The sequence below is a fragment of the Martinezella sp. CNPSo 3964 genome, from assembly GCF_057784375.1.
Genome location: NZ_JBXSOW010000007.1, coordinates 149,784 through 167,166 on the forward strand (window position 1 = coordinate 149,784; position 17,383 = coordinate 167,166).

At 60.8% G+C, this 17,383-nt stretch carries 19 protein-coding genes and 1 tRNA gene; 13 read left to right on the top strand and 7 right to left on the bottom strand.

Going from position 1 to position 17,383, the window contains the following annotated elements; translation table 11 throughout:
* The first annotated feature begins 109 nt into the window (after positions 1-109).
* The 3 genes from AC13Q5_RS21855 to AC13Q5_RS21865 all read left to right on the top strand — a co-directional run bounded on the left by AC13Q5_RS21855 (position 110) and on the right by AC13Q5_RS21865 (position 1,808).
* Positions 110-1,069, top strand: a complete 960-nt coding sequence (locus AC13Q5_RS21855; RefSeq protein WP_488503142.1) for an NAD(P)H-dependent flavin oxidoreductase — start codon at positions 110-112, stop codon at positions 1,067-1,069.
* Positions 1,070-1,207: 138 nt separating this feature from the next.
* Positions 1,208-1,283 (top strand) — tRNA-Thr (locus AC13Q5_RS21860).
* A 276-nt stretch (positions 1,284-1,559) separates the two neighbouring features.
* The gene (locus AC13Q5_RS21865; protein WP_075855313.1) at positions 1,560-1,808 is read left to right on the top strand and encodes a DUF982 domain-containing protein; all 249 of its coding nucleotides are present in this window, start codon (positions 1,560-1,562) and stop codon (positions 1,806-1,808) included.
* 97 nt (positions 1,809-1,905) lie between these two features.
* Here AC13Q5_RS21865 and AC13Q5_RS21870 read toward each other — a convergent pair whose 3' ends face one another.
* Positions 1,906-2,511: a class I SAM-dependent methyltransferase gene (locus tag AC13Q5_RS21870; protein WP_075855314.1), complete on the bottom strand. Its 606-nt coding sequence runs from the start codon at positions 2,509-2,511 to the stop codon at positions 1,906-1,908.
* Positions 2,512-2,815: 304 nt separating this feature from the next.
* Here AC13Q5_RS21870 and AC13Q5_RS21875 point away from each other — a divergent pair, with 304 nt between their 5' ends.
* The 3 genes from AC13Q5_RS21875 (at position 2,816) to AC13Q5_RS21885 (ending at position 4,146) form a co-directional block, all read left to right on the top strand.
* Entirely contained in the window at positions 2,816-3,541 is a 726-nt protein-coding gene (locus AC13Q5_RS21875) for a glycosyltransferase family 2 protein (protein WP_488503143.1), read from the top strand.
* Positions 3,532-3,693 carry a hypothetical protein gene (locus AC13Q5_RS21880; protein ID WP_488503144.1) on the top strand — a complete coding sequence of 54 codons (162 nt, stop codon included), beginning with the start codon at positions 3,532-3,534 and terminating at the stop codon, positions 3,691-3,693. The genes AC13Q5_RS21875 and AC13Q5_RS21880 overlap by 10 nt, the downstream gene beginning before the upstream one ends.
* A 153-nt stretch (positions 3,694-3,846) precedes the next feature.
* Entirely contained in the window at positions 3,847-4,146 is a 300-nt protein-coding gene (locus AC13Q5_RS21885) for a putative quinol monooxygenase (protein WP_075855317.1), read from the top strand.
* Positions 4,147-4,223: 77 nt separating this feature from the next.
* Here the strand turns inward: AC13Q5_RS21885 and AC13Q5_RS21890 are convergent, their stop codons facing one another.
* The 3 genes from AC13Q5_RS21890 to AC13Q5_RS21900 all read right to left on the bottom strand — a co-directional run bounded on the left by AC13Q5_RS21890 (position 4,224) and on the right by AC13Q5_RS21900 (position 6,415).
* Positions 4,224-4,601, bottom strand: coding sequence for a hypothetical protein (locus AC13Q5_RS21890; protein ID WP_457878737.1), 378 nt, complete (start codon positions 4,599-4,601; stop codon positions 4,224-4,226).
* 260 nt (positions 4,602-4,861) lie between these two features.
* Complete coding sequence (locus AC13Q5_RS21895) at positions 4,862-5,023, bottom strand: hypothetical protein (protein ID WP_488503145.1); 162 nt, start codon at positions 5,021-5,023, stop codon at positions 4,862-4,864.
* Between the two features lie 165 nt (positions 5,024-5,188).
* Positions 5,189-6,415 carry a LysR family transcriptional regulator gene (locus AC13Q5_RS21900; protein WP_488503286.1) on the bottom strand — a complete coding sequence of 409 codons (1,227 nt, stop codon included), beginning with the start codon at positions 6,413-6,415 and terminating at the stop codon, positions 5,189-5,191.
* Between the two features lie 445 nt (positions 6,416-6,860).
* Between AC13Q5_RS21900 and osmF the strand changes: the two genes are divergently transcribed.
* The 4 genes from osmF (at position 6,861) to AC13Q5_RS21920 (ending at position 10,748) form a co-directional block, all read left to right on the top strand.
* Positions 6,861-7,769 (top strand): glycine betaine ABC transporter substrate-binding protein OsmF, encoded by a 909-nt coding sequence (gene osmF, locus AC13Q5_RS21905; protein ID WP_488503146.1) that lies wholly within the window; start codon positions 6,861-6,863, stop codon positions 7,767-7,769.
* A gap of 122 nt (positions 7,770-7,891) precedes the next feature.
* Positions 7,892-9,058: an ABC transporter permease gene (locus AC13Q5_RS21910; protein ID WP_075855323.1), complete on the top strand. Its 1,167-nt coding sequence runs from the start codon at positions 7,892-7,894 to the stop codon at positions 9,056-9,058.
* 5 nt (positions 9,059-9,063) lie between these two features.
* Positions 9,064-10,002, top strand: coding sequence for an ABC transporter ATP-binding protein (locus AC13Q5_RS21915; protein WP_488503287.1), 939 nt, complete (start codon positions 9,064-9,066; stop codon positions 10,000-10,002).
* Entirely contained in the window at positions 9,999-10,748 is a 750-nt protein-coding gene (locus AC13Q5_RS21920; RefSeq protein WP_488503147.1) for an ABC transporter permease, read from the top strand. The genes AC13Q5_RS21915 and AC13Q5_RS21920 overlap by 4 nt, the downstream gene beginning before the upstream one ends.
* 48 nt (positions 10,749-10,796) lie before the next feature.
* On the opposite strand, the gene AC13Q5_RS21925 is transcribed toward AC13Q5_RS21920, so the two are convergent.
* Positions 10,797-11,180: a YciI family protein gene (locus AC13Q5_RS21925; protein WP_075855328.1), complete on the bottom strand. Its 384-nt coding sequence runs from the start codon at positions 11,178-11,180 to the stop codon at positions 10,797-10,799.
* Positions 11,181-11,357: 177 nt separating this feature from the next.
* On the opposite strand from AC13Q5_RS21925, the gene AC13Q5_RS21930 reads away from it, so the two are divergent.
* Complete coding sequence (locus AC13Q5_RS21930) at positions 11,358-11,753, top strand: VOC family protein (protein WP_075855329.1); 396 nt, start codon at positions 11,358-11,360, stop codon at positions 11,751-11,753.
* Positions 11,754-11,813: 60 nt separating this feature from the next.
* Here AC13Q5_RS21930 and AC13Q5_RS21935 read toward each other — a convergent pair whose 3' ends face one another.
* Positions 11,814-12,206: a PRC-barrel domain-containing protein gene (locus AC13Q5_RS21935; protein WP_075855330.1), complete on the bottom strand. Its 393-nt coding sequence runs from the start codon at positions 12,204-12,206 to the stop codon at positions 11,814-11,816.
* A gap of 348 nt (positions 12,207-12,554) precedes the next feature.
* Here AC13Q5_RS21935 and AC13Q5_RS21940 point away from each other — a divergent pair, with 348 nt between their 5' ends.
* Both AC13Q5_RS21940 and pgi read left to right on the top strand, forming a co-directional pair.
* Positions 12,555-14,252: a long-chain fatty acid--CoA ligase gene (locus AC13Q5_RS21940; protein ID WP_075855332.1), complete on the top strand. Its 1,698-nt coding sequence runs from the start codon at positions 12,555-12,557 to the stop codon at positions 14,250-14,252.
* A gap of 173 nt (positions 14,253-14,425) precedes the next feature.
* On the top strand, positions 14,426-16,051 hold the full coding sequence (gene pgi / locus AC13Q5_RS21945; RefSeq protein ID WP_488503148.1) for a glucose-6-phosphate isomerase: 1,626 nt from the start codon (positions 14,426-14,428) through the stop codon (positions 16,049-16,051).
* Positions 16,052-16,448: 397 nt separating this feature from the next.
* On the opposite strand, the gene AC13Q5_RS21950 is transcribed toward pgi, so the two are convergent.
* Positions 16,449-17,375, bottom strand: a complete 927-nt coding sequence (locus AC13Q5_RS21950; RefSeq protein ID WP_488503149.1) for a carbohydrate kinase family protein — start codon at positions 17,373-17,375, stop codon at positions 16,449-16,451.
* Positions 17,376-17,383 lie beyond the last annotated feature (8 nt).

Consider the following 17,383-nt stretch of genomic DNA (forward strand, 5'->3'; position numbering starts at 1 on the left):
GTGGCGATTGGCTGTTGCTCGCTGCGGCTTGCTTTCGCCATCTTCCCCTTGCCATTCACATCTGCTATCCCTTTTGACGTTTTCGTAAACGTCAAAAGGGATGATGTTCATGGCCCTCCCCTCCATCTTGACCGAGCGCCTGCGCCTGCCGGTCGTGGCTTCGCCTCTCTTCATCATCTCTCATCCCGCCTTGACGCTGGCGCAATGCAAGTCTGGCGTCGTCGGCTCGTTTCCGGCGCTGAACGCACGCCCGGAAAGCCAGCTCGACGAATGGCTTGCCATGATCACCGAGGATCTTGCCGCACACAATGCCGTAAATCCGGACCGTCCGGCAGCTCCATTTGCGGTCAATCAGATCGTCCATACGTCAAACAAGCGCCTGGAACACGATCTGATGCTTTGCGTCAAATACAAGGTACCGATCGTTATTTCTTCGCTCGGCGCCGTGCCCGAGGTGAATGCAGCCGTGCATTCCTATGGCGGCATCGTGCTGCATGACATCATCAACAACCGCCATGCCAATTCTGCGATCCGCAAGGGTGCGGACGGGCTGATTGCCGTCGCTGCCGGCGCCGGCGGCCATGCCGGCCAGCTTTCGCCCTTCGCGCTGGTGCAGGAGATCCGCGAATGGTTCGACGGGCCGCTGTTGCTGGCGGGCGCCATCGCCACCGGCGGCGCTATCCTGGCGGCGCAGGCGGCGGGCGCCGATCTTGCCTATATCGGCTCGCCCTTCATCGCGACGGAGGAAGCGCGTGCAGCCGACGCCTACAAACAGGCGATCGTCGAGGGAACTGCCGCCGATATCGTCTACTCCAACTATTTCACCGGCGTCCTTGGGAATTACCTGAAGCCCTCGATCCGCGCTGCCGGCCTCGACCCGGACAACTTGCCCGAAGCAGATCCTTCCAAGATGGACTTCGAGGCCGCCACGACGGGCGTGAAGGCCTGGAAGGACATCTGGGGCTCGGGCCAAGGCATCGGCGCTGTCAAATCCATCCAGCCCGTTGCCGCCCTCGTCGACCGGCTGGAGAGAGAATACCGGCAGGCGCGCGTCCGGCTGGCGCTTTGACCGACAATGAAAAGCGGGGCTTTTTTCACAAGCATCCCGCTTTTTTGCCAATTGGCAATTTGAGCGCTTGAAATCTGACCGCATAGACTGTATCAGCGCCATGCAAATCGCGGGGCCGAACCGAATGCTTCGCAGAATGCCGCTTTAGCTCAGTCGGTAGAGCACATCATTCGTAATGATGGGGTCACGTGTTCGAGTCACGTAAGCGGCACCACTCATCCTGTTTGCTCCCCCGAATATCCTCCGTCCCGGGCCTTGCCAGTCTTCGGCGAATTCGCCGGCGCTGTCGACCAAATTTGCCGCGGAGAAGCATCAATCTTGGCGTGGTCGATCAGCCCCGTACTCAGGAGCGATTTTGCGAATATCGCAGGGGCCATGGGCGAAGATTGATCACACATGCCCAAAAGCGTGCCTGCAGATTAAGAAAGTTAAATGCATCCCCAACGGCAAAAGGCTCAAAACAGTCTCTGCTTTGGCGGAGTCTTCGACCATGAATACCATGTCGCGCTTCTCTCCAATTCGCGTCGTTCGCGGCCATTCCGGAGAAACCAGATCGGTCGATACGGCCGATGAAGTCTGGAAGACGCTCCTTGATGACTGGCCGTCGGAGGAAGGCGACTGCTTTCTGTCCGCATTGCTCATCTGCATAGACGTCCAACGCGGCGAACGGGCGCCCGAAGAGGCGCGCCTTGCCTTCATTGCCGCCGCGGTCGAAGCGGGAGTTCCTTTGCTCTCGTGACAAGGAGGATTCGGCCGGCTTATCTCCCTATGGCGCAGGAAAGCAGATTTCAGCGCACCTCAGCCGTGGCACGCCCGCAAGCCATGGGCTACGGCGCCTAGAGCCGCTTCAGCGAGAACGAAAAATGTCCATGGGATTCCAGGGTCATGTATTCGAACTGCCAGTGGAAATCCTTGCAGAACTTCGTGCAGGCTTCGACCACGCCATATGGAATGGCGTCGACGACATTGCCGGTGCAGAAGTCGTGGCCGGCGATGCGGCCGTCCTGCTTCACCTTGAAGTGGCTGATCTGCAGCTCCTCCAGGGTCGTCTCATAGCTGTGATTGGTGTCGACATAGACCCAATCGAAAAAGCTGTTGGGAAATTCCGAAAGCCGGACGGTGGAGTAGCCCTGGACGAGGCGCAGGCGGCCCTGATCCAATGCACCCCGGAATTTTGACTTGATCTGCTCAAGGCCCTCCTGATAGCGGGGCGTGTCCCATGCGTCGATCAGGTAAAGCTCTCGCGGCGCGTTCTTTTCGAAGATCTCGGCCGTGAAATCACCGAAAGCCGCACCGATTTCGGCGCAGACGCCGCCATGCGGCAGGCGGTGCAGAAGCTCGCCGCGATCAGGCAGCAACCGCGCATTTTCCATATGATGCAGGCCGAGCTGCGTATGCGGCATGCCGCTCTTGTAATGAAATCTCGAGTCGCGCGTTTGCATTTGGCGGCGGATACCTTGGACATGGGCTGAAGGGCAGATCGCGTGGGCGACCTGTTTCGGAACCGTGGATACTGCAAGTCTTGGCATTGATGGCTTGCGTCAGGCATTCGAGGCAATTGCGAACGCCGGCCCGCGAGGCGGATGGCCTCCTTCGAAACGCTCCATCGGCAGGTGCAGACGGGCCGACCGCGGACAATGAAACGCCTTTTGCGCGCAATCCGTTGAATGCATGCGATTAGTACAACCAAAGATTCAGTTTTTGGTGGTTCCGTGCGCCTTGGGATCATATTCTGGGGGACGCATCATGAAAATTGCCGTTGGCGTGGCGACATGCGGTCGCAAGGCGATTCTCGCCGCGATGATCGATAGATTGGCGAAGCAAGCGCGCAAGCCGGATCATCTCTTCCTGTGCCCGGCCAAGGGCGACGACATCGATACGGGCCGCTTACGCTCCGCACCCTTCCCAGTGACGATCGTCTCTTCACCGCAGGGAAGCTGCCCGCAACGCAATGCCATCATCGATGCAGCCGTCGGTATAGATCTGGTCGTCTTCTTCGATGACGATTTCTTCCCGGCAACGAACTATCTCGCCGAAACGGAAGCCCTGTTCGAGGCGGATGACGAGATCGTCGTGGCGACCGGCGAAGTGGTCCGTGACGGTATCCTTGGACCGGGCCTGACGGCGGACGAAGCGGATGCGGCGCTCGCAGCCGATGCCACGCCCTTTCCTGTGCCGATGATCGAGGACACGCACAACGCCTATGGCTGCAACATGATCTTCCGGCGGAGGCCGATGCTCGCAAATGGTATCTATTTCGACGAAGACCTGCCGCTCTACGGCTGGCAGGAGGATGTGGATCTGTGCCGGCGGCTACGTCCTTTCGGCAAGATCGTCAAATTCAATCGCCTGCGCGGCGTCCATCTCGGCGTGAAGGCCGGCCGCACGTCCGGCGTGCGCCTTGGGTACTCCCAGGTCGCCAATCCGCTCTACCTCGTCAAGAAGCGCTCGGTATCGCTGAAATGGCGCTGAAGCTGATGGGCGGCAATGTCGCTTCCAACCTCGCCGGTTCCGTCAACCCGCCGTCCTATATCGACCGACGCGGCCGCCTGCAGGGCAACCTCATCGCCTTCGGCCATCTGCTGAGCGGATCGCTCGATCCGAAATACATCAACCGGATGTGAACCCTGCCGATCCGACAAGAATTCCATGCGCGATTAAAATTGAAGTTCGGCGTTCGGGTGGCCCTGTTCCGTGATAAGGGTTGAAACCGGCCGCGTGTTCGGCGGCGTCCGTTATTCTCAATCCGTATTGCCTATCGTTTCAAGGATATCCCCATGATTCACGTACTCGCCATCCTCACTGCCCAGCCCGGCAAGCGCGCCGAAGTGCTCGAAGCATTCCAGGCGAATGTTCCGGCCGTTCATGCCGAAGATGGCTGTATCGAATATACTGCTGTCATCGATGTCGAAGGGGCAGATCCTGCCTTTGGGCCTGACACCTTCGTCGTGGTCGAGAAGTGGGAAAGCCTGGCGGCGCTGAAGGCGCATGCCGCCTCCGCGCACATGGCCGCCTATGGCGAGAAAGTGAAGCATCTGATGGCCGACCGCGCCGTCCACGTGCTGAACCCGGCATGAGCCTATCGCTGCCGGACAGCTTATAAGATCATCGTGAAACGGCGCCGAAGGGCGCCGTTTTGCCAGCGGCCAGGCCGTCAGTTGTGCGAGAAATGCGGTTGGTTGTAATAGCGCCAGTGCCCACCGCCGCCATGCCATCCGCGATGCCCGCCGCCATACCATCCGTGATGGTATCCGCGTCCGCCGTACCAACCATGGTGGCGATACCCACCGAAGCCGCCAAACCAGCCGAAGGAATAGTAGGGCTGGTCGTAGCCATAGTAAGGTTGGTAGTATGGATTGTAGTAGCCGTAATACGGCCGGTAGTAGGGGCGATAATAGTAGTGATGATAATGATGGTGCCGATGGACGATCACGCGGTGGTGATGGCCATGATAGTGACGACGCGCTTCGGCGTGAGTTGCCGGCAGCGCGAACATGCCTAATGCAATGAGCGCCGTTGCCAGAATTTTCATTTCCAGCCTCCTTGAATGCCGGACGCCAGCGCGACTCGGATCATTCGCGTCGTCCGGACCACAATATTAACGCGATTGCGCCTTCAAAAGTTCCACTGGAGGGGCACGATGACGGACGTTTTCACGGCATATCACACCGCTCGTCGGCTCGCGGCAATTTGGGATCCGCGACGGGCTTCGGCTCGACAAAGGCGGCGCCCGGCGGCGTAGCATGTCAACCCGATGGACGGACAAAAAAACGGCGCCAAAAGGCGCCGTTTTCATGCCCGTCCGCAGCCGTCAGGCATGCGAGAAATGCGGCTTGCTGTGCCAGCGATGATGGCCGTGCCCATGCCGCCATCCTTCATGGCGATGCCAGCCATGATGATGAGGACGATACTCACGATGATGGTGGTGATGCCAGCGGTGATGGTGATGATCACGCGCCTCGGCATAAGTAGCGGGTAGAACAATAATGCCTAATGCGACGAGCGCCGTTGCAAGAATTTTCATGTATGGTCTCTCCTTGGGTACCGAACGAGCCCCCCGGCTGCGTACGCCCGGACTAACCTAACCCACCTAAACGCGAAAAAGGCGCATTTGTTCCGCTACCCGCGAGCCGGCAGTCGCTTTCTTGTCGTTCCCATGTCTCCGACAAGTTCGCGAACCGCCTGCTGGATCAGCCGGCAGGCTTCGACCGAGGCTTTGCGGCCATTGTGGGCGAGGTGATACGACAGAGGTAAAATCTCATCGGGATCGACGATCCGCACCTTGTCTGAAATCGGCAAGGCACTCACACGGCCGAGAAACGAGACGTAGCCGTGGTTGGCGACGAGATCGACGATGACGGGCAGCGAGTCGGCCGAAGTGATGTCGCGGCCACGAAATCGGCGGCGATCGCGGCTGTCATAGCCGAAGGCCGTTGCGGCATTGCCGATGCCGGTGCGCGGGCTTGGCACGCAAAGCGGATGGTTTTCCACGAGCGCGGCGAAGGTCTGCTCGGTACTGTCGGGCGGCGCGATCGCCACCATATCGGTCGCGACAAGTTCCACATGTTCGAAGGCGTCGAGGCCGAAGACGGAATCGACGATGGCGACATCGATGCGGCCGGATCGAAGCGCCTCGCGCAGATCGTCAGCCGTCATCAGCAACAGCGACAGCATGTTGCGGTTGCCGCCGATGTTCCAGCGCGACACTAGGCTCGCAAGCGAGCGTGCCACCCAGCTTTCCGAGCCGGTCGGGATGATGGAGCCGATGCGCACGGCGCGGGCGGTCCGCTGAAAGCGTTCGTCCGCCGCCGCTTTCATTTCGTCCCAGGCCTGCGCAATGGCGGAGAGAATGGCATGAACCTCCTGCCCGGCGGCCGTCAGCACCGAACCCTGCGCCTGCCGCTCGAACAGGCGGCAGCCGAACAGCTCTTCCAGATTGGCGATCTGCAGAGAAAGCTGCGGCTGGCCAAGACGCAGGCGGCGGGCGGCGCGATTGATACTGCCCTGATCGGCGACTTCGAGAAAGCGCTCGATGGTGGCGATCTTCAATGGCAGTCGCGCGGCCCACTGGTCATAGTCCGCTGGCGCCGGCGGCTCCTTCATCAACGCGGACAGCTGGTGGATACAGCCGAGAATGGGTTGCAAGCCCTTCTGAACCTTCGAGCTCGCCAAAAGGGTCGCAAGCTCGCCGGACGCGCGCTCGACAAGCTTCATTGCCAGCTCCGTCTCCAGCCGGCGCAGCGCGCTGGAGACGGTCGAGGCCGAAAAGGAGAGCCGCCGCGCGGTCTCCCGCACCGAGCCTATGGAGAATACCGTGTCGGCTATGAACAATGCGCCGAGATACAAATGCCGCTTCCCCTTGTCCGCTGCCTGATCCAGTTCGAACCGCAGCAATATCAACGATATCCCGACGATATGACGTGTTCTCAAAAAAAGATATCCCTAAGCCGAAAAGTGACGGCTATCGTCATTTTGTCGCCTAACTGATCCAACCGCAAAATGAGATCGGAACCGCGCCAAACGGGTAAGGGGAACAAAAACAAACGCACTTGCCCCCGAAAAAAGAAATCCAATTTCGCGCGAATGTCGAGTACGCTCGTCATAATCGCGCGACTGCAACGGGAATCCGCAGCGCATCGACTTTTCCGCGATGAGCGCTACGTGCCCGAAGCAGCGACGAATTCGCCTGTGGGCCATCGGCCCACTCGAAACCTGTATGTCCGGACTGCAGCCTTGTGAGGCGGCGCGGACAGGCGGAACAAAGGTTTAACGGGGTACAAAGGGAAACATCATGCTCAAGAAGCTTGCACTTGCCGCCACGCTGACGGCTCTCCTTGCCAGTAGCGCCAACGCTGCCGACGTCGTCGTCTCCTCGAAGATCGACACCGAGGGCACGCTGCTCGGCAACATCATCCTCGCCGCGCTCAATGCCAACGGTATCAAGGCACAGGATCGCATCGCGCTCGGCACGACGCCGGTCGTTCGCAAGGCGATTACCGCGGGCGAAATCGACATCTATGCCGAATATACCGGCAATGCCGGCTTCTTCTTCAACAAGGCCGACGATGCGGCCTGGAAGAACCAGCAGCAGGGCTACGATCTGGCGAAGAAGCTGGATTACGACGCCAACAAGATCGTCTGGCTGACACCCTCGCCCGCCAACAACACCTGGGCGATCGCCGTGCGCAACGATGTCGCCGGCCCGGCCAAGCTGAAGACCATGTCCGATTTCGGCAAGTGGGTTGCCGGCGGCGGTTCCATCAAGATCGCGGCCTCCTCCGAATTCGTCAACTCTCCGGCAGCGCTGCCGGCCTTCGAAACGACCTATAGCTTCAAGCTGAAGCCGGACCAGGAAGTCGTGCTTTCGGGCGGCGATACGGCAGCGACGATCAAGGCTGCGGCCGACCAGACCAACGGCGTCAACACCGCGATGGTCTACGGCACGGACGGCGCCATCGAAGCGGCCGAACTGACCGTTCTCGAAGACGACAAGAGCGTACAGCCTGTCTACGCGCCGGCCCCGATCGTCCGCGAGGCCGTGCTGAAGGCCAATCCGAAGATCGAAGAAGTTCTCGCTCCGATCTTCAAGGGCCTGACCGCCGACGTGCTGCGCAAGCTGAACGGCCGCATCCAGGTCGATGGCGAGCCGGCCAAGGCTGTTGCCGAATCCTACCTCAAGGACAATGGTTTCCTGAAGTAAGGCTTTGAGCCTGCTCTCGCGGCTGCATTTTGATAGAGTGAGGCCGCGGGAGTTTCGATTGGGCATGATCTTGTCCGAACCCGCCCTGTATTTTGGGCTCATGCGCTGACGGAGCTTGCCTGATGGAAGATGCGCTAGCGGTCCGCAGAGTGGACCGTCTCGGAGTGGTGCTGGTGGCGGGTGGCGCGCTGGCAATGGCCTGGATGCCCTTCATCATCGTCAAGGCAAACCGCATCGCCGCCGGCAAGCCGCAACTGCTGACCCAGCTTCTCGCCCAGCCGTCCGCGCTGTGCCTGCTCGTGCTTCTGGCCGCGGCCGCGCTTGCCGCGCTTTTCCTCCACAATCAGGTCATCCGTCTCGGGATCGCGACACTTTCGATCGCCCTGCTCATCGTCACGCTCGGGCTCGTCTCGACGGCCGCAACGCCCACGGGCAGCACCGTGGCGCGCATTACGCCCGGCGGCTGTTTCTGGGTGCTGCTCGCCGTTGTCGGCCTGATGATTTCGGACGCGCTGGTCAAGCTGCGGCTGACGCCATGGCTCAGGGTCGCGGCACTGGCGATCTACGCCGCCCTGCTTGCCGTCGTCCTACGCTCCGGCCTGCTCGACAACCTGTCCATCATGAAGGAATACGCCAACAATGCCGACAAGTTCTGGCACGAGGCGCTCAACCACGTGTTCCTCTCCCTCGGCTCCGTCGCCATCGCCATCGTGCTGGCGCTGCCGCTCGGCATCTTCTGCTACTGGCAGCCGCGCATCCGCGCTGTCGTGCTGCGGGCGTTGAGCCTGGTGCAGACCATTCCGAGCCTGGCGCTGTTCGGCATCCTCATGCTGCCGCTCGGCTATATCGCTGCCAACGTGCCCTTCGCCGCTGCGATCGGCATCAAGGGTATCGGCGTGGCGCCGGCGCTGGTGGCGCTCGTCATCTATTCGCTGCTGCCGATCGTCGCCAATACTGTCGTCGGCCTTGCCGGCGTCGATCCCTCCGTGCGCGATTCCGCTGCCGGCATGGGGCTGACGCGCCGGCAGATCCTGACCGGCATCGACATGCCGCTCGCCTTTCCCGTCATCCTCACCGGCATCCGCATCGTGCTGGTGCAGGCGATCGGCCTCGTCACCGTGGCAGCGCTGATCGGCGGTGGCGGATTCGGCCTCTTCATCTTCCAGGGCATCGGCCAGACGGCCAATGACCTCGTGCTGCTCGGCGCCGTGCCGACGGTCTTTCTCGCCTTCTCATCGGCCGTCATCCTCGATGCGGTCATCGACAGCATCCGGGGACAACGCGCATGACCAACATGATCGAGCTCAAGGGCGTCACCAAGCGCTATGGCAGCGCAACCGTCGTCGACGATGTCAGCATGAGCATGGAGAAGGGCACGATCACCGTCATCGTCGGCACCTCCGGCTCCGGCAAGTCGACGCTGATGCGGATGATCAACCGGCTGGTGCCGATCACGGACGGGCACATCTCCGTCGGCGGCGAGGATGTCATGAACGTGCCGGCGACGGAGCTTCGTCGTCGCATCGGCTATGCCATCCAGGGGCACGGGCTGTTTCCGCATCGCACCGTCGCGCAGAATATCGCCACCGTCCCCGAGCTGCTCGGCTGGGAAAAGGCGCGCATCGACAGCCGCGTCGAAGAACTGCTCAACCTCTTCCATCTCGACCCCGGCACCTTTGCCGGCAAATATCCGAGCCAGCTTTCCGGTGGCCAACAGCAGCGCGTCGGCGTCGCGCGCGCCCTTGCTGCCGAACCGGAAGTGCTTTTGATGGACGAGCCCTTCGGCGCGCTCGATCCTGTCATCCGCGGCAAGGCACAGGATGATCTGCTCGCCATCCAGAAGCAGTTCGGCACGACCGTCATCCTCGTCACCCATGACATGGACGAGGCCTTCCATCTCGGCAACAAGATCGCCGTGATGAGCGGTGGCAAGCTTTTGCAATGCTCCGAGCCCGAAAAGATTCTGACCGAGCCGGCCGATCCGTTCGTGCAGCAGCTGACCGGCACGTCCGACCGCGCCCTGAAGCTGATGTCGTTGCTGCCGCTGAAGGAAAGCATGCAGCCGCCGCGGCCCGGCCTCGGCTATCGCCTGCCGCAGACCCTCAATCTGCGCGACGCCTTGGCGGAACTGATCTGGCAGGGCGCGGATGAGGCGACGGTGGAAGACGAGCGCAAGATGCCCGTCGGCTCGATTTCGATCCAGCACCTGATCGAGCTGGGCCGCAAAGCATGAGATTTCTAGCGGCCAATCTCTTCCGCCTCCTGGCGCTGTCGCTGCTGCTTGTCATGCTGTTCCGCCCGGAATGGCTGACGCCTGTTCTGGCGCCGCTGACCAAATTCGGGGCATCGCCGATCTATATGCAGAACAGTCTGCCGAGCCTGGCGCTCAGCCATCTCGAGCTGATCCTCGTTTCGATCGCCGCAAGCGGGATCCTCGCCGTTCTCGGCGGCATCTTCGTGACGCGGCCCATCGGCGCCGACTTCCTGCCGCTGTCTCGCGCGATCGCCAATGCCGGCCAAACCTTCCCACCGGTTGCCGTACTAGCGCTTGCCATCTCCACCACCGGCTTCGGCGCCGTCCCGACATTCATCGCGCTTTTCCTCTATGCGCTGCTGCCGATCTTCGAAAATACGGTCGCCGGCCTGCAGCAGGTGCCCGCCTCTGTGCTCGATGCCGCCGACGGCATGGGCATGAACGGCTGGCAGCGCCTCTTTCGCGTCGAGCTGCCGCTTGCCCTGCCCCTCATCATCGAAGGGCTGAAGATCGCAACCGTCATCAATATCGGCACGGCGACGATCGGCTCCACCGTCGCAGCCAAGGGGCTCGGCGAAGTCATCATCGCCGGTCTCATTAACGACAACACCGCCTTCATCCTGCAGGGCGGCCTCATCGTCGGCCTGATGGCGGTGCTGATCTATGACGGCATGGAGATGATCGAGCGATCCGTCACGAGCAAGATCGGCCTCCAATCCCATTAGAACCGGAGGCGACCGCTGTGTTTCAGCGCTGCCATGCGCGAGGTTTCGTCAATTGCCTTCGCCCGATGGCAAGGATGCGCCGGGCAGGTAGAGCGAGATCGGCCTGATTTCGTAGACGGCTGTCGGGTTGGCGCGGCGTAGTTCGCGCGCGGCCTCGACGGCTCCCTCGATCGTCGGAAAATCGACGACGTAGAAGCCGAGCAATTGCTCCTTGGTTTCGGCAAAGGGACCGTCGATCACCAGTCCCGCACCCTTCCCGCGCAAAGTCACAGCGTTTTGGGTCGATCCGAGACGCGCAGCCGGCCCGAGCGACTTTTGCGCGACCATGCGGTCATTGATCTCCAAAAGGTCCGTCATGAGCGCGGCATCCTCCTCCTGGCTCCAGGATTCGACGATGTCTTCCTCATGATAGGCCAGAATGGCGTAATACATGGCTTCCCCCTTGAGACATATGCCTGAGCGCCGGGGAGTTAAGCAGACCGATCGCAATCCGGGAACCCTGGATCTGCGCCTGACTGGAGATATGGCAAGTTTCCGCACACTTGCCTTCGCCCGTTGCCGATGGCATTGGCTTTTCGGGATATGCCCAGACAATCAACGGAGGCAGCGATGGCCAAGATGATTCACTCGATGATCCGCGTGCTCGACGAGGCGCGTTCGCTCGATTTCTATGCCAAAGCTTTTGGGCTTGAGATGGCCGACCGCATCGCTTTCGAGACCTTCACGCTGATCTATCTCAGCAATGCCGAAACCGGCTTCGAACTCGAGCTGACGGTCAACCAGGGCCGAAAGGAACCCTATGCCCTGGGCGAGGCCTATGGGCATCTCGCGGTTTCGGTTTCAGAACTCAAGGACGAGCATGCGCGCATGACAGAACTCGGGCTCAACCCCGGCAAGATCGTGGAACTCAATCGCGATGGGAAGCTCTTTGCGCTGTTCTTCTTCGTCACCGACCCCGACGGTTACAAGATCGAGGTCGTGCAAAGGCATGGCCGGTTTCAATAAGGCCGCACAAAACAATGCCCCGCGCCGGCGGGGCTTGCCGGGTCCACACTCTCGGCGCGCTCACATCCAATAGGGGGGCACGCCGAAATAATCATGGCTCCTGTGGCCATGATCCTTGTGGTCGTGGTCATCCTTGATGGCAAAACGGCGGGCTTTTTCTATATCGTTCTTGGTCATGCTGACGCGATAGCCGGCGATGCGGGCATCGTAGCGCAGCTTCTCCCACGGCAGCCGGTAGTGATCCTGACCGATGCCGAAAAAGCCGCCGAAGCTCAGAATGACAAACGCGATGCGTCCATCACTTTTCTCAAGCATCAGGCGCTCGATATGACCAATCTGCTTACCGTCCGAACCGAATACCCGGGACCCCTCGACTCGGTCGCAGGCGACCAGCATCGACATGTCCTTGACGTAAAGGTCACGACCCGAAAAATCGGCACTCTCTTTATGCATATGCGCACCTCCTTTTGGATACGCGTCACATAAACTATGGAGCGTCCGATCTGCTCTTTGAGGCAGCACGATGCTCCGATGGGTTTAACCCCATGGCGCTATTAACGCTCCGTTGTCATAAAAGTTCCAGTACTTTTTTCAAAACTGTAAAAAAACGTGAGCGCACGACGATTATTGACGTTTACGTCAAGGTTATTGTAGCTTCGGACGTGCTCCGATGATTTAGTTGAGAGCAACAACTGCGGCGATGCGAAAAGCGGGAGACTTTTCGATCGTCCAATGACACTCTGCATAGCCGCCGCATATGACGGCGGGGCGTGGTGATGGTGCGTAAAGGAGGAAGTGCGCATGAATTCAGTCTCCGCTCCTTCGGATAGACCGCAGGTCAAGAAAATATGGCTTGCCTCTTATCCGGATATCGTACCGGTGGAACTGCCACCGCTGGAGCATGCCTCGCTCGCCGAACTGTTGGAGGAAAGCTGCGCGCGCTATGCCGACAGACCCGCCTTCACCAGCATGGGCAAATCCATCACCTATCGCGATCTCGACATGCAGACGCGCAAGATTGCCGCCTGGCTGCAAAGCCTTGGCCTTCAGAAGGGCGATCGCGTCGCCGTCATGATGCCGAACGTGTTGCAGAACCCGATCGCGGTTTACGGCATCCTTCGTGCCGGTCTCGTCGTCGTCAACGTCAACCCGCTCTATACGCCACGCGAGCTTGAGCATCAGTTGCGTGATTGCGGCGCCAAGGCGATCTTCGTTCTGGAAAACTTCGCTCATACGGTGGAACAGGTCCTGGCGCATACGGATGTCCGCCACGTTGTCGTGACCGCGCTCGGTGACATGCTGGGCCTCAAGGGCCATATCGTCAACTTGATCGTCCGCAAGGTGAAGAAGCTCGTGCCGGCCTGGTCCATCCCCGGCCATCGCAGCTTCAAGAGCGTGATCGCCGAGGGCTCGCGGCTGCCCTTGAAACTATCGGAGCTGACGGGCAGCGACATCGCCTTCCTGCAATATACCGGAGGCACGACCGGCGTTGCCAAGGGCGCGATCCTCACCCATTCCAACCTGCTCGCAAACCAGCTGCAATTGCTGCTGTGGCTGCAATCCGCCTATATCAACAAGCCACGCCCCGAGCAGCTGACTTTCATCTGCGCGCTGCCGCTCTATCACATCTTCGCGCTGACGGTGAATTCGCTGATGGGCATGTCGCTCGGCGGCCATAACGTGCTGATCGCCAATCCGCGCGACATACCGGCCTTCATCAAGGAGCTCGGCAAATACAAGTTCGACATGTTCCCGGGCCTGAACACGCTGTTCAATGCGCTGATGAACAATCCCGAATTCACCAAGCTCGATCTTTCCAATACGGCAACGCTTGCCGGCGGCATGGCGGTGCAGCGGCCGGTCGCCGAACGCTGGCAGAAGATGACGGGCGCCTGGATCACCGAGGGCTATGGTCTTTCTGAGACCTCGCCGGTCGCCAGCGCCAACCGCTTCGACAGTTCCGAATTCTCCGGCACGATCGGTCTGCCGATCACCGGCACCGACTTCGATATTCGCGATGAGAACGGCAATTCGCTGCCGCTCGGTGAAGTCGGCGAAATCTGCATTCGCGGGCCTCAGGTCATGGCAGGCTATTGGAAGCAGCCGGCCGAAACCGCGCGCGTCATGACGGCGGATGGCTTCTTCCGCAGCGGCGACATGGGCTTCATGGACGAGCGCGGCTACACAAAGATCGTTGACCGCAAGAAGGACATGATCCTGGTGTCGGGCTTCAATGTCTATCCGAACGAGATCGAGGAAGTCGCGGTCATGCATCCGGGCGTTCTGGAGGCAGCGGCGATCGGCATCCCTGATCCGCATTCCGGCGAGGCGGTGAAGCTGTTCATCGTCAAGAAGGACCCCGCCCTGACGGAGGCCGACGTCAAGGCGCATTGCGCAGCCAACCTGACCAATTACAAGCGCCCGCGCTTCATCGAATTCCGCACGGAGCTACCGAAATCGAACGTCGGCAAGATCCTGCGCAAGGAGTTGCGCGGCTGACATAATTCCATGTCATTCGGGAAGCCGCTCGCTCCTTTTCGCGAGCGGCTTTTTTCGTTTTGGACGATACGTGAACTTGATTTACGCCCTACATAGGGAATAGTTTCCGCGACCAACTCAGAGTGCCCTGCCCTCCCCGGACGGCAAGCGGCGCGAACCGCAAGGAGTCCTCCATGAACGCCCTCGTCGATCAACTGAAGAGCACCGCATCTGCAACGAAGGCCACCGATATTCGCGCCGCCTTCGCCGCCGATCCCAAACGCTTTTCCCGCTTCAGCGCCTCTTTCGACGACCTGCTGATGGATTACTCCAAGACGGCGGTGAACGACGATATCCTCGCCCTGCTTGAGAAGCTCGCTGCCGAAGGCGGCGTTGCGGCCAAGCGCGAGGAAATGTTCTCGGGCGTCGCCATCAACTTCACCGAGAACCGCGCCGTGCTGCACACAGCGCTGCGCAACCGCTCGAACAAGCCGGTGCTGGTCGATGGCAAGGATGTCATGCCTGACGTCAACGGCGTTCTGGCCGCCATGGGCAAATTTGCCGACGGCATCCGTTCGGGCGCGCTGAAGGGCTCGACTGGCAAGGCGATCACCGACGTCATCAACATCGGCATCGGCGGCTCGGATCTCGGCCCGGTCATGGCGACGCTAGCGCTGGCGCCTTTCCATGATGGCCCACGCTCGCACTTCATCTCCAACATCGACGGCGCCCATATCGCCGATATCCTGAAGCTCGTTAAGCCGGAAACGACGCTCTTCATCGTTGCCTCGAAGACCTTCACGACCATCGAAACGATGACCAACGCCCAGACGGCGCGCAAGTTCATCGCCGATGCGCTCGGCGAAGCCGCCGTGCAGCATCATTTTGCCGCCGTTTCGACGGCGCTCGACAAGGTCGCTGCCTTCGGCATCGACAGCCAGCGCGTCTTCGGCTTCTGGGATTGGGTCGGCGGCCGCTACTCGATCTGGTCGGCCATCGGCCTGCCGCTGATGATCGCGATCGGCCCGGAAAACTTCGGCAAGTTCCTCGATGGCGCGCATGCGATGGACAACCATTTCCGCCAGGCGCCCTTCAAGGAAAACCTGCCGATGCTGCTCGGCCTCATCGGCTTCTATCACCGCAACGTGCTCGGCTATCCCACGCGCGCGATCCTGCCCTATGACCAGCGCCTGTCGCGCTTCCCGGCCTACCTGCAGCAGCTCGACATGGAATCGAACGGCAAGGGCGTCACCATCGACGGCACGCCGGTTGAAGGCAATTCCGGCCCGGTCGTCTGGGGCGAACCCGGCACCAACGGCCAGCACGCCTTCTACCAGCTCATTCACCAGGGCACGAGCATCATCCCGGCCGAATTCATGATCGCCGCCAACGGCTTCGAACCGAACCTGCGTCATCAGCACGACCTGCTGATGGCCAATTGCCTGGCGCAGTCGGAAGCGCTGATGAAGGGCCGCACCTTCGAAGAGGCCAAGGCTCAGCTCACCTCCAAGGGCATGGACGACAAAAAGGCCGATTTCATCGCGCCGCACCGCGTCTTCACCGGCAACCGTCCGTCGATCACCTTCGTCTACGACAAGCTGACGCCGTTTGCACTCGGCCGCCTGATCGCGCTCTATGAACACCGCGTCTTCGTCGAAGGCGTGCTCTTCCGCATCAACTCCTTCGACCAGTGGGGCGTCGAGCTCGGCAAGGAACTGGCAACGGGCCTGCTTCCGGTCATCGAAGGCAAGGAAAGCGCTGCCGGCCACGATTCCTCGACGCAAGGGCTGGTGGCTGCGCTGGCAAGCCGCGCGAAGTAAATCATTGAGCCACCTCCCCCTCGAGGGGGAGGTCGCCGCAAAGCGGCGGGTGGGGGTGACTGGACTCACCGTTCGCCCGAAAGATCACCCCGCCCCGGCACTGCGTGCCGACCCTCCCCCTCAAGGGGAGGGTTGGATTGCGGGCCGGTCGCATTTATCCAATGTGGTGAGTTTACCCCCTCTGTCAGCTTCGCTGACATCTCCCGCAAAGGGGGGAGATCGTTGGGAGTTTGCTGCTGGCTCGACAAAGACAATACGCATCAACTTCAACAGAGACGACGCCTACTTGATGAGCGAGAGAGCGCCACAGGCTACCAATCTCCCCCTTGTGGGGGAGATGTCCCGATAGGGACAGAGGGGGGTGCGGCCTCTCCGCACCTTCAGGGCCGATAAACGATTACAGCCCGATCTCATGCGCCCAGGGCGGGTTGGCACCGGCGCGCGAAACCGTGACTGCCGCAGCCTTGGCGCCCAGAGCCAGTGCATCCTGCAACGCCTTCTCGCTCAGCGAAGCCACCTGTGCCTTGGTCAGCAGATTGTTCATCTTCAGCGATGCCAGAATGCCGGCATCGAAAGTATCGCCAGCCCCTACGGTATCGACGACGGTGACGCGCTCGCTCGGCACAGAGACCTTCAGCGACTTGGTGTAGCCAGTCGCGCCTTCCGCACCCTTGGTGATGACAACAAGCTTGGCACCCTGACCCAGCCAATGCGCGGCGAGCTCATCGTGATTGCCAGAGATGCCGAACCATTCCAGATCCTCGTCGGAGAATTTGAGAATGTCGGACATGGCCGCCATCCGGCCGATGCGGCCCATATGGGCGGCTTTGTCCTTGATGAAGCCGGGACGGATGTTCGGGTCGAGGGAGATCACGCGGGCCTGGTGCTCGCGCTTCATCAGCGCCTCGTAGGTCGCGCCGCACGGATCGGGGATCAGGCTGATCGCGCCGAAATGCAGCGCTTCGCAATCATCGCCGAGCGTCGGAAGATCGGCTTCTGTGATCATGCGGCCAGCCGTACCTTCGTCATAGAAGGCATAGGTCGCCTGGCCGTTGACGAGCTTGACGAAGGCGATCGTGCTCGGGCGTGGCGTGATGGCGCAATAGCTGAAATCGACCTTGGAGGCCGACAGCGTGTCGCGCAGGATCTCGCCCATCATGTCATCGGCAATACCGGTGAAGAAGCCCGTGGGAATGCCGAGACGACCAAGCGCGATCGCCGTGTTGAAGATCGCGCCGCCGGCGTAGGGGGCAAAGCCCTTTTCGCCCAGCGTCGTATCCCGCGGCAGCATGTCGATCAAAGCTTCGCCACAGCACAATATCATTCCGGCCT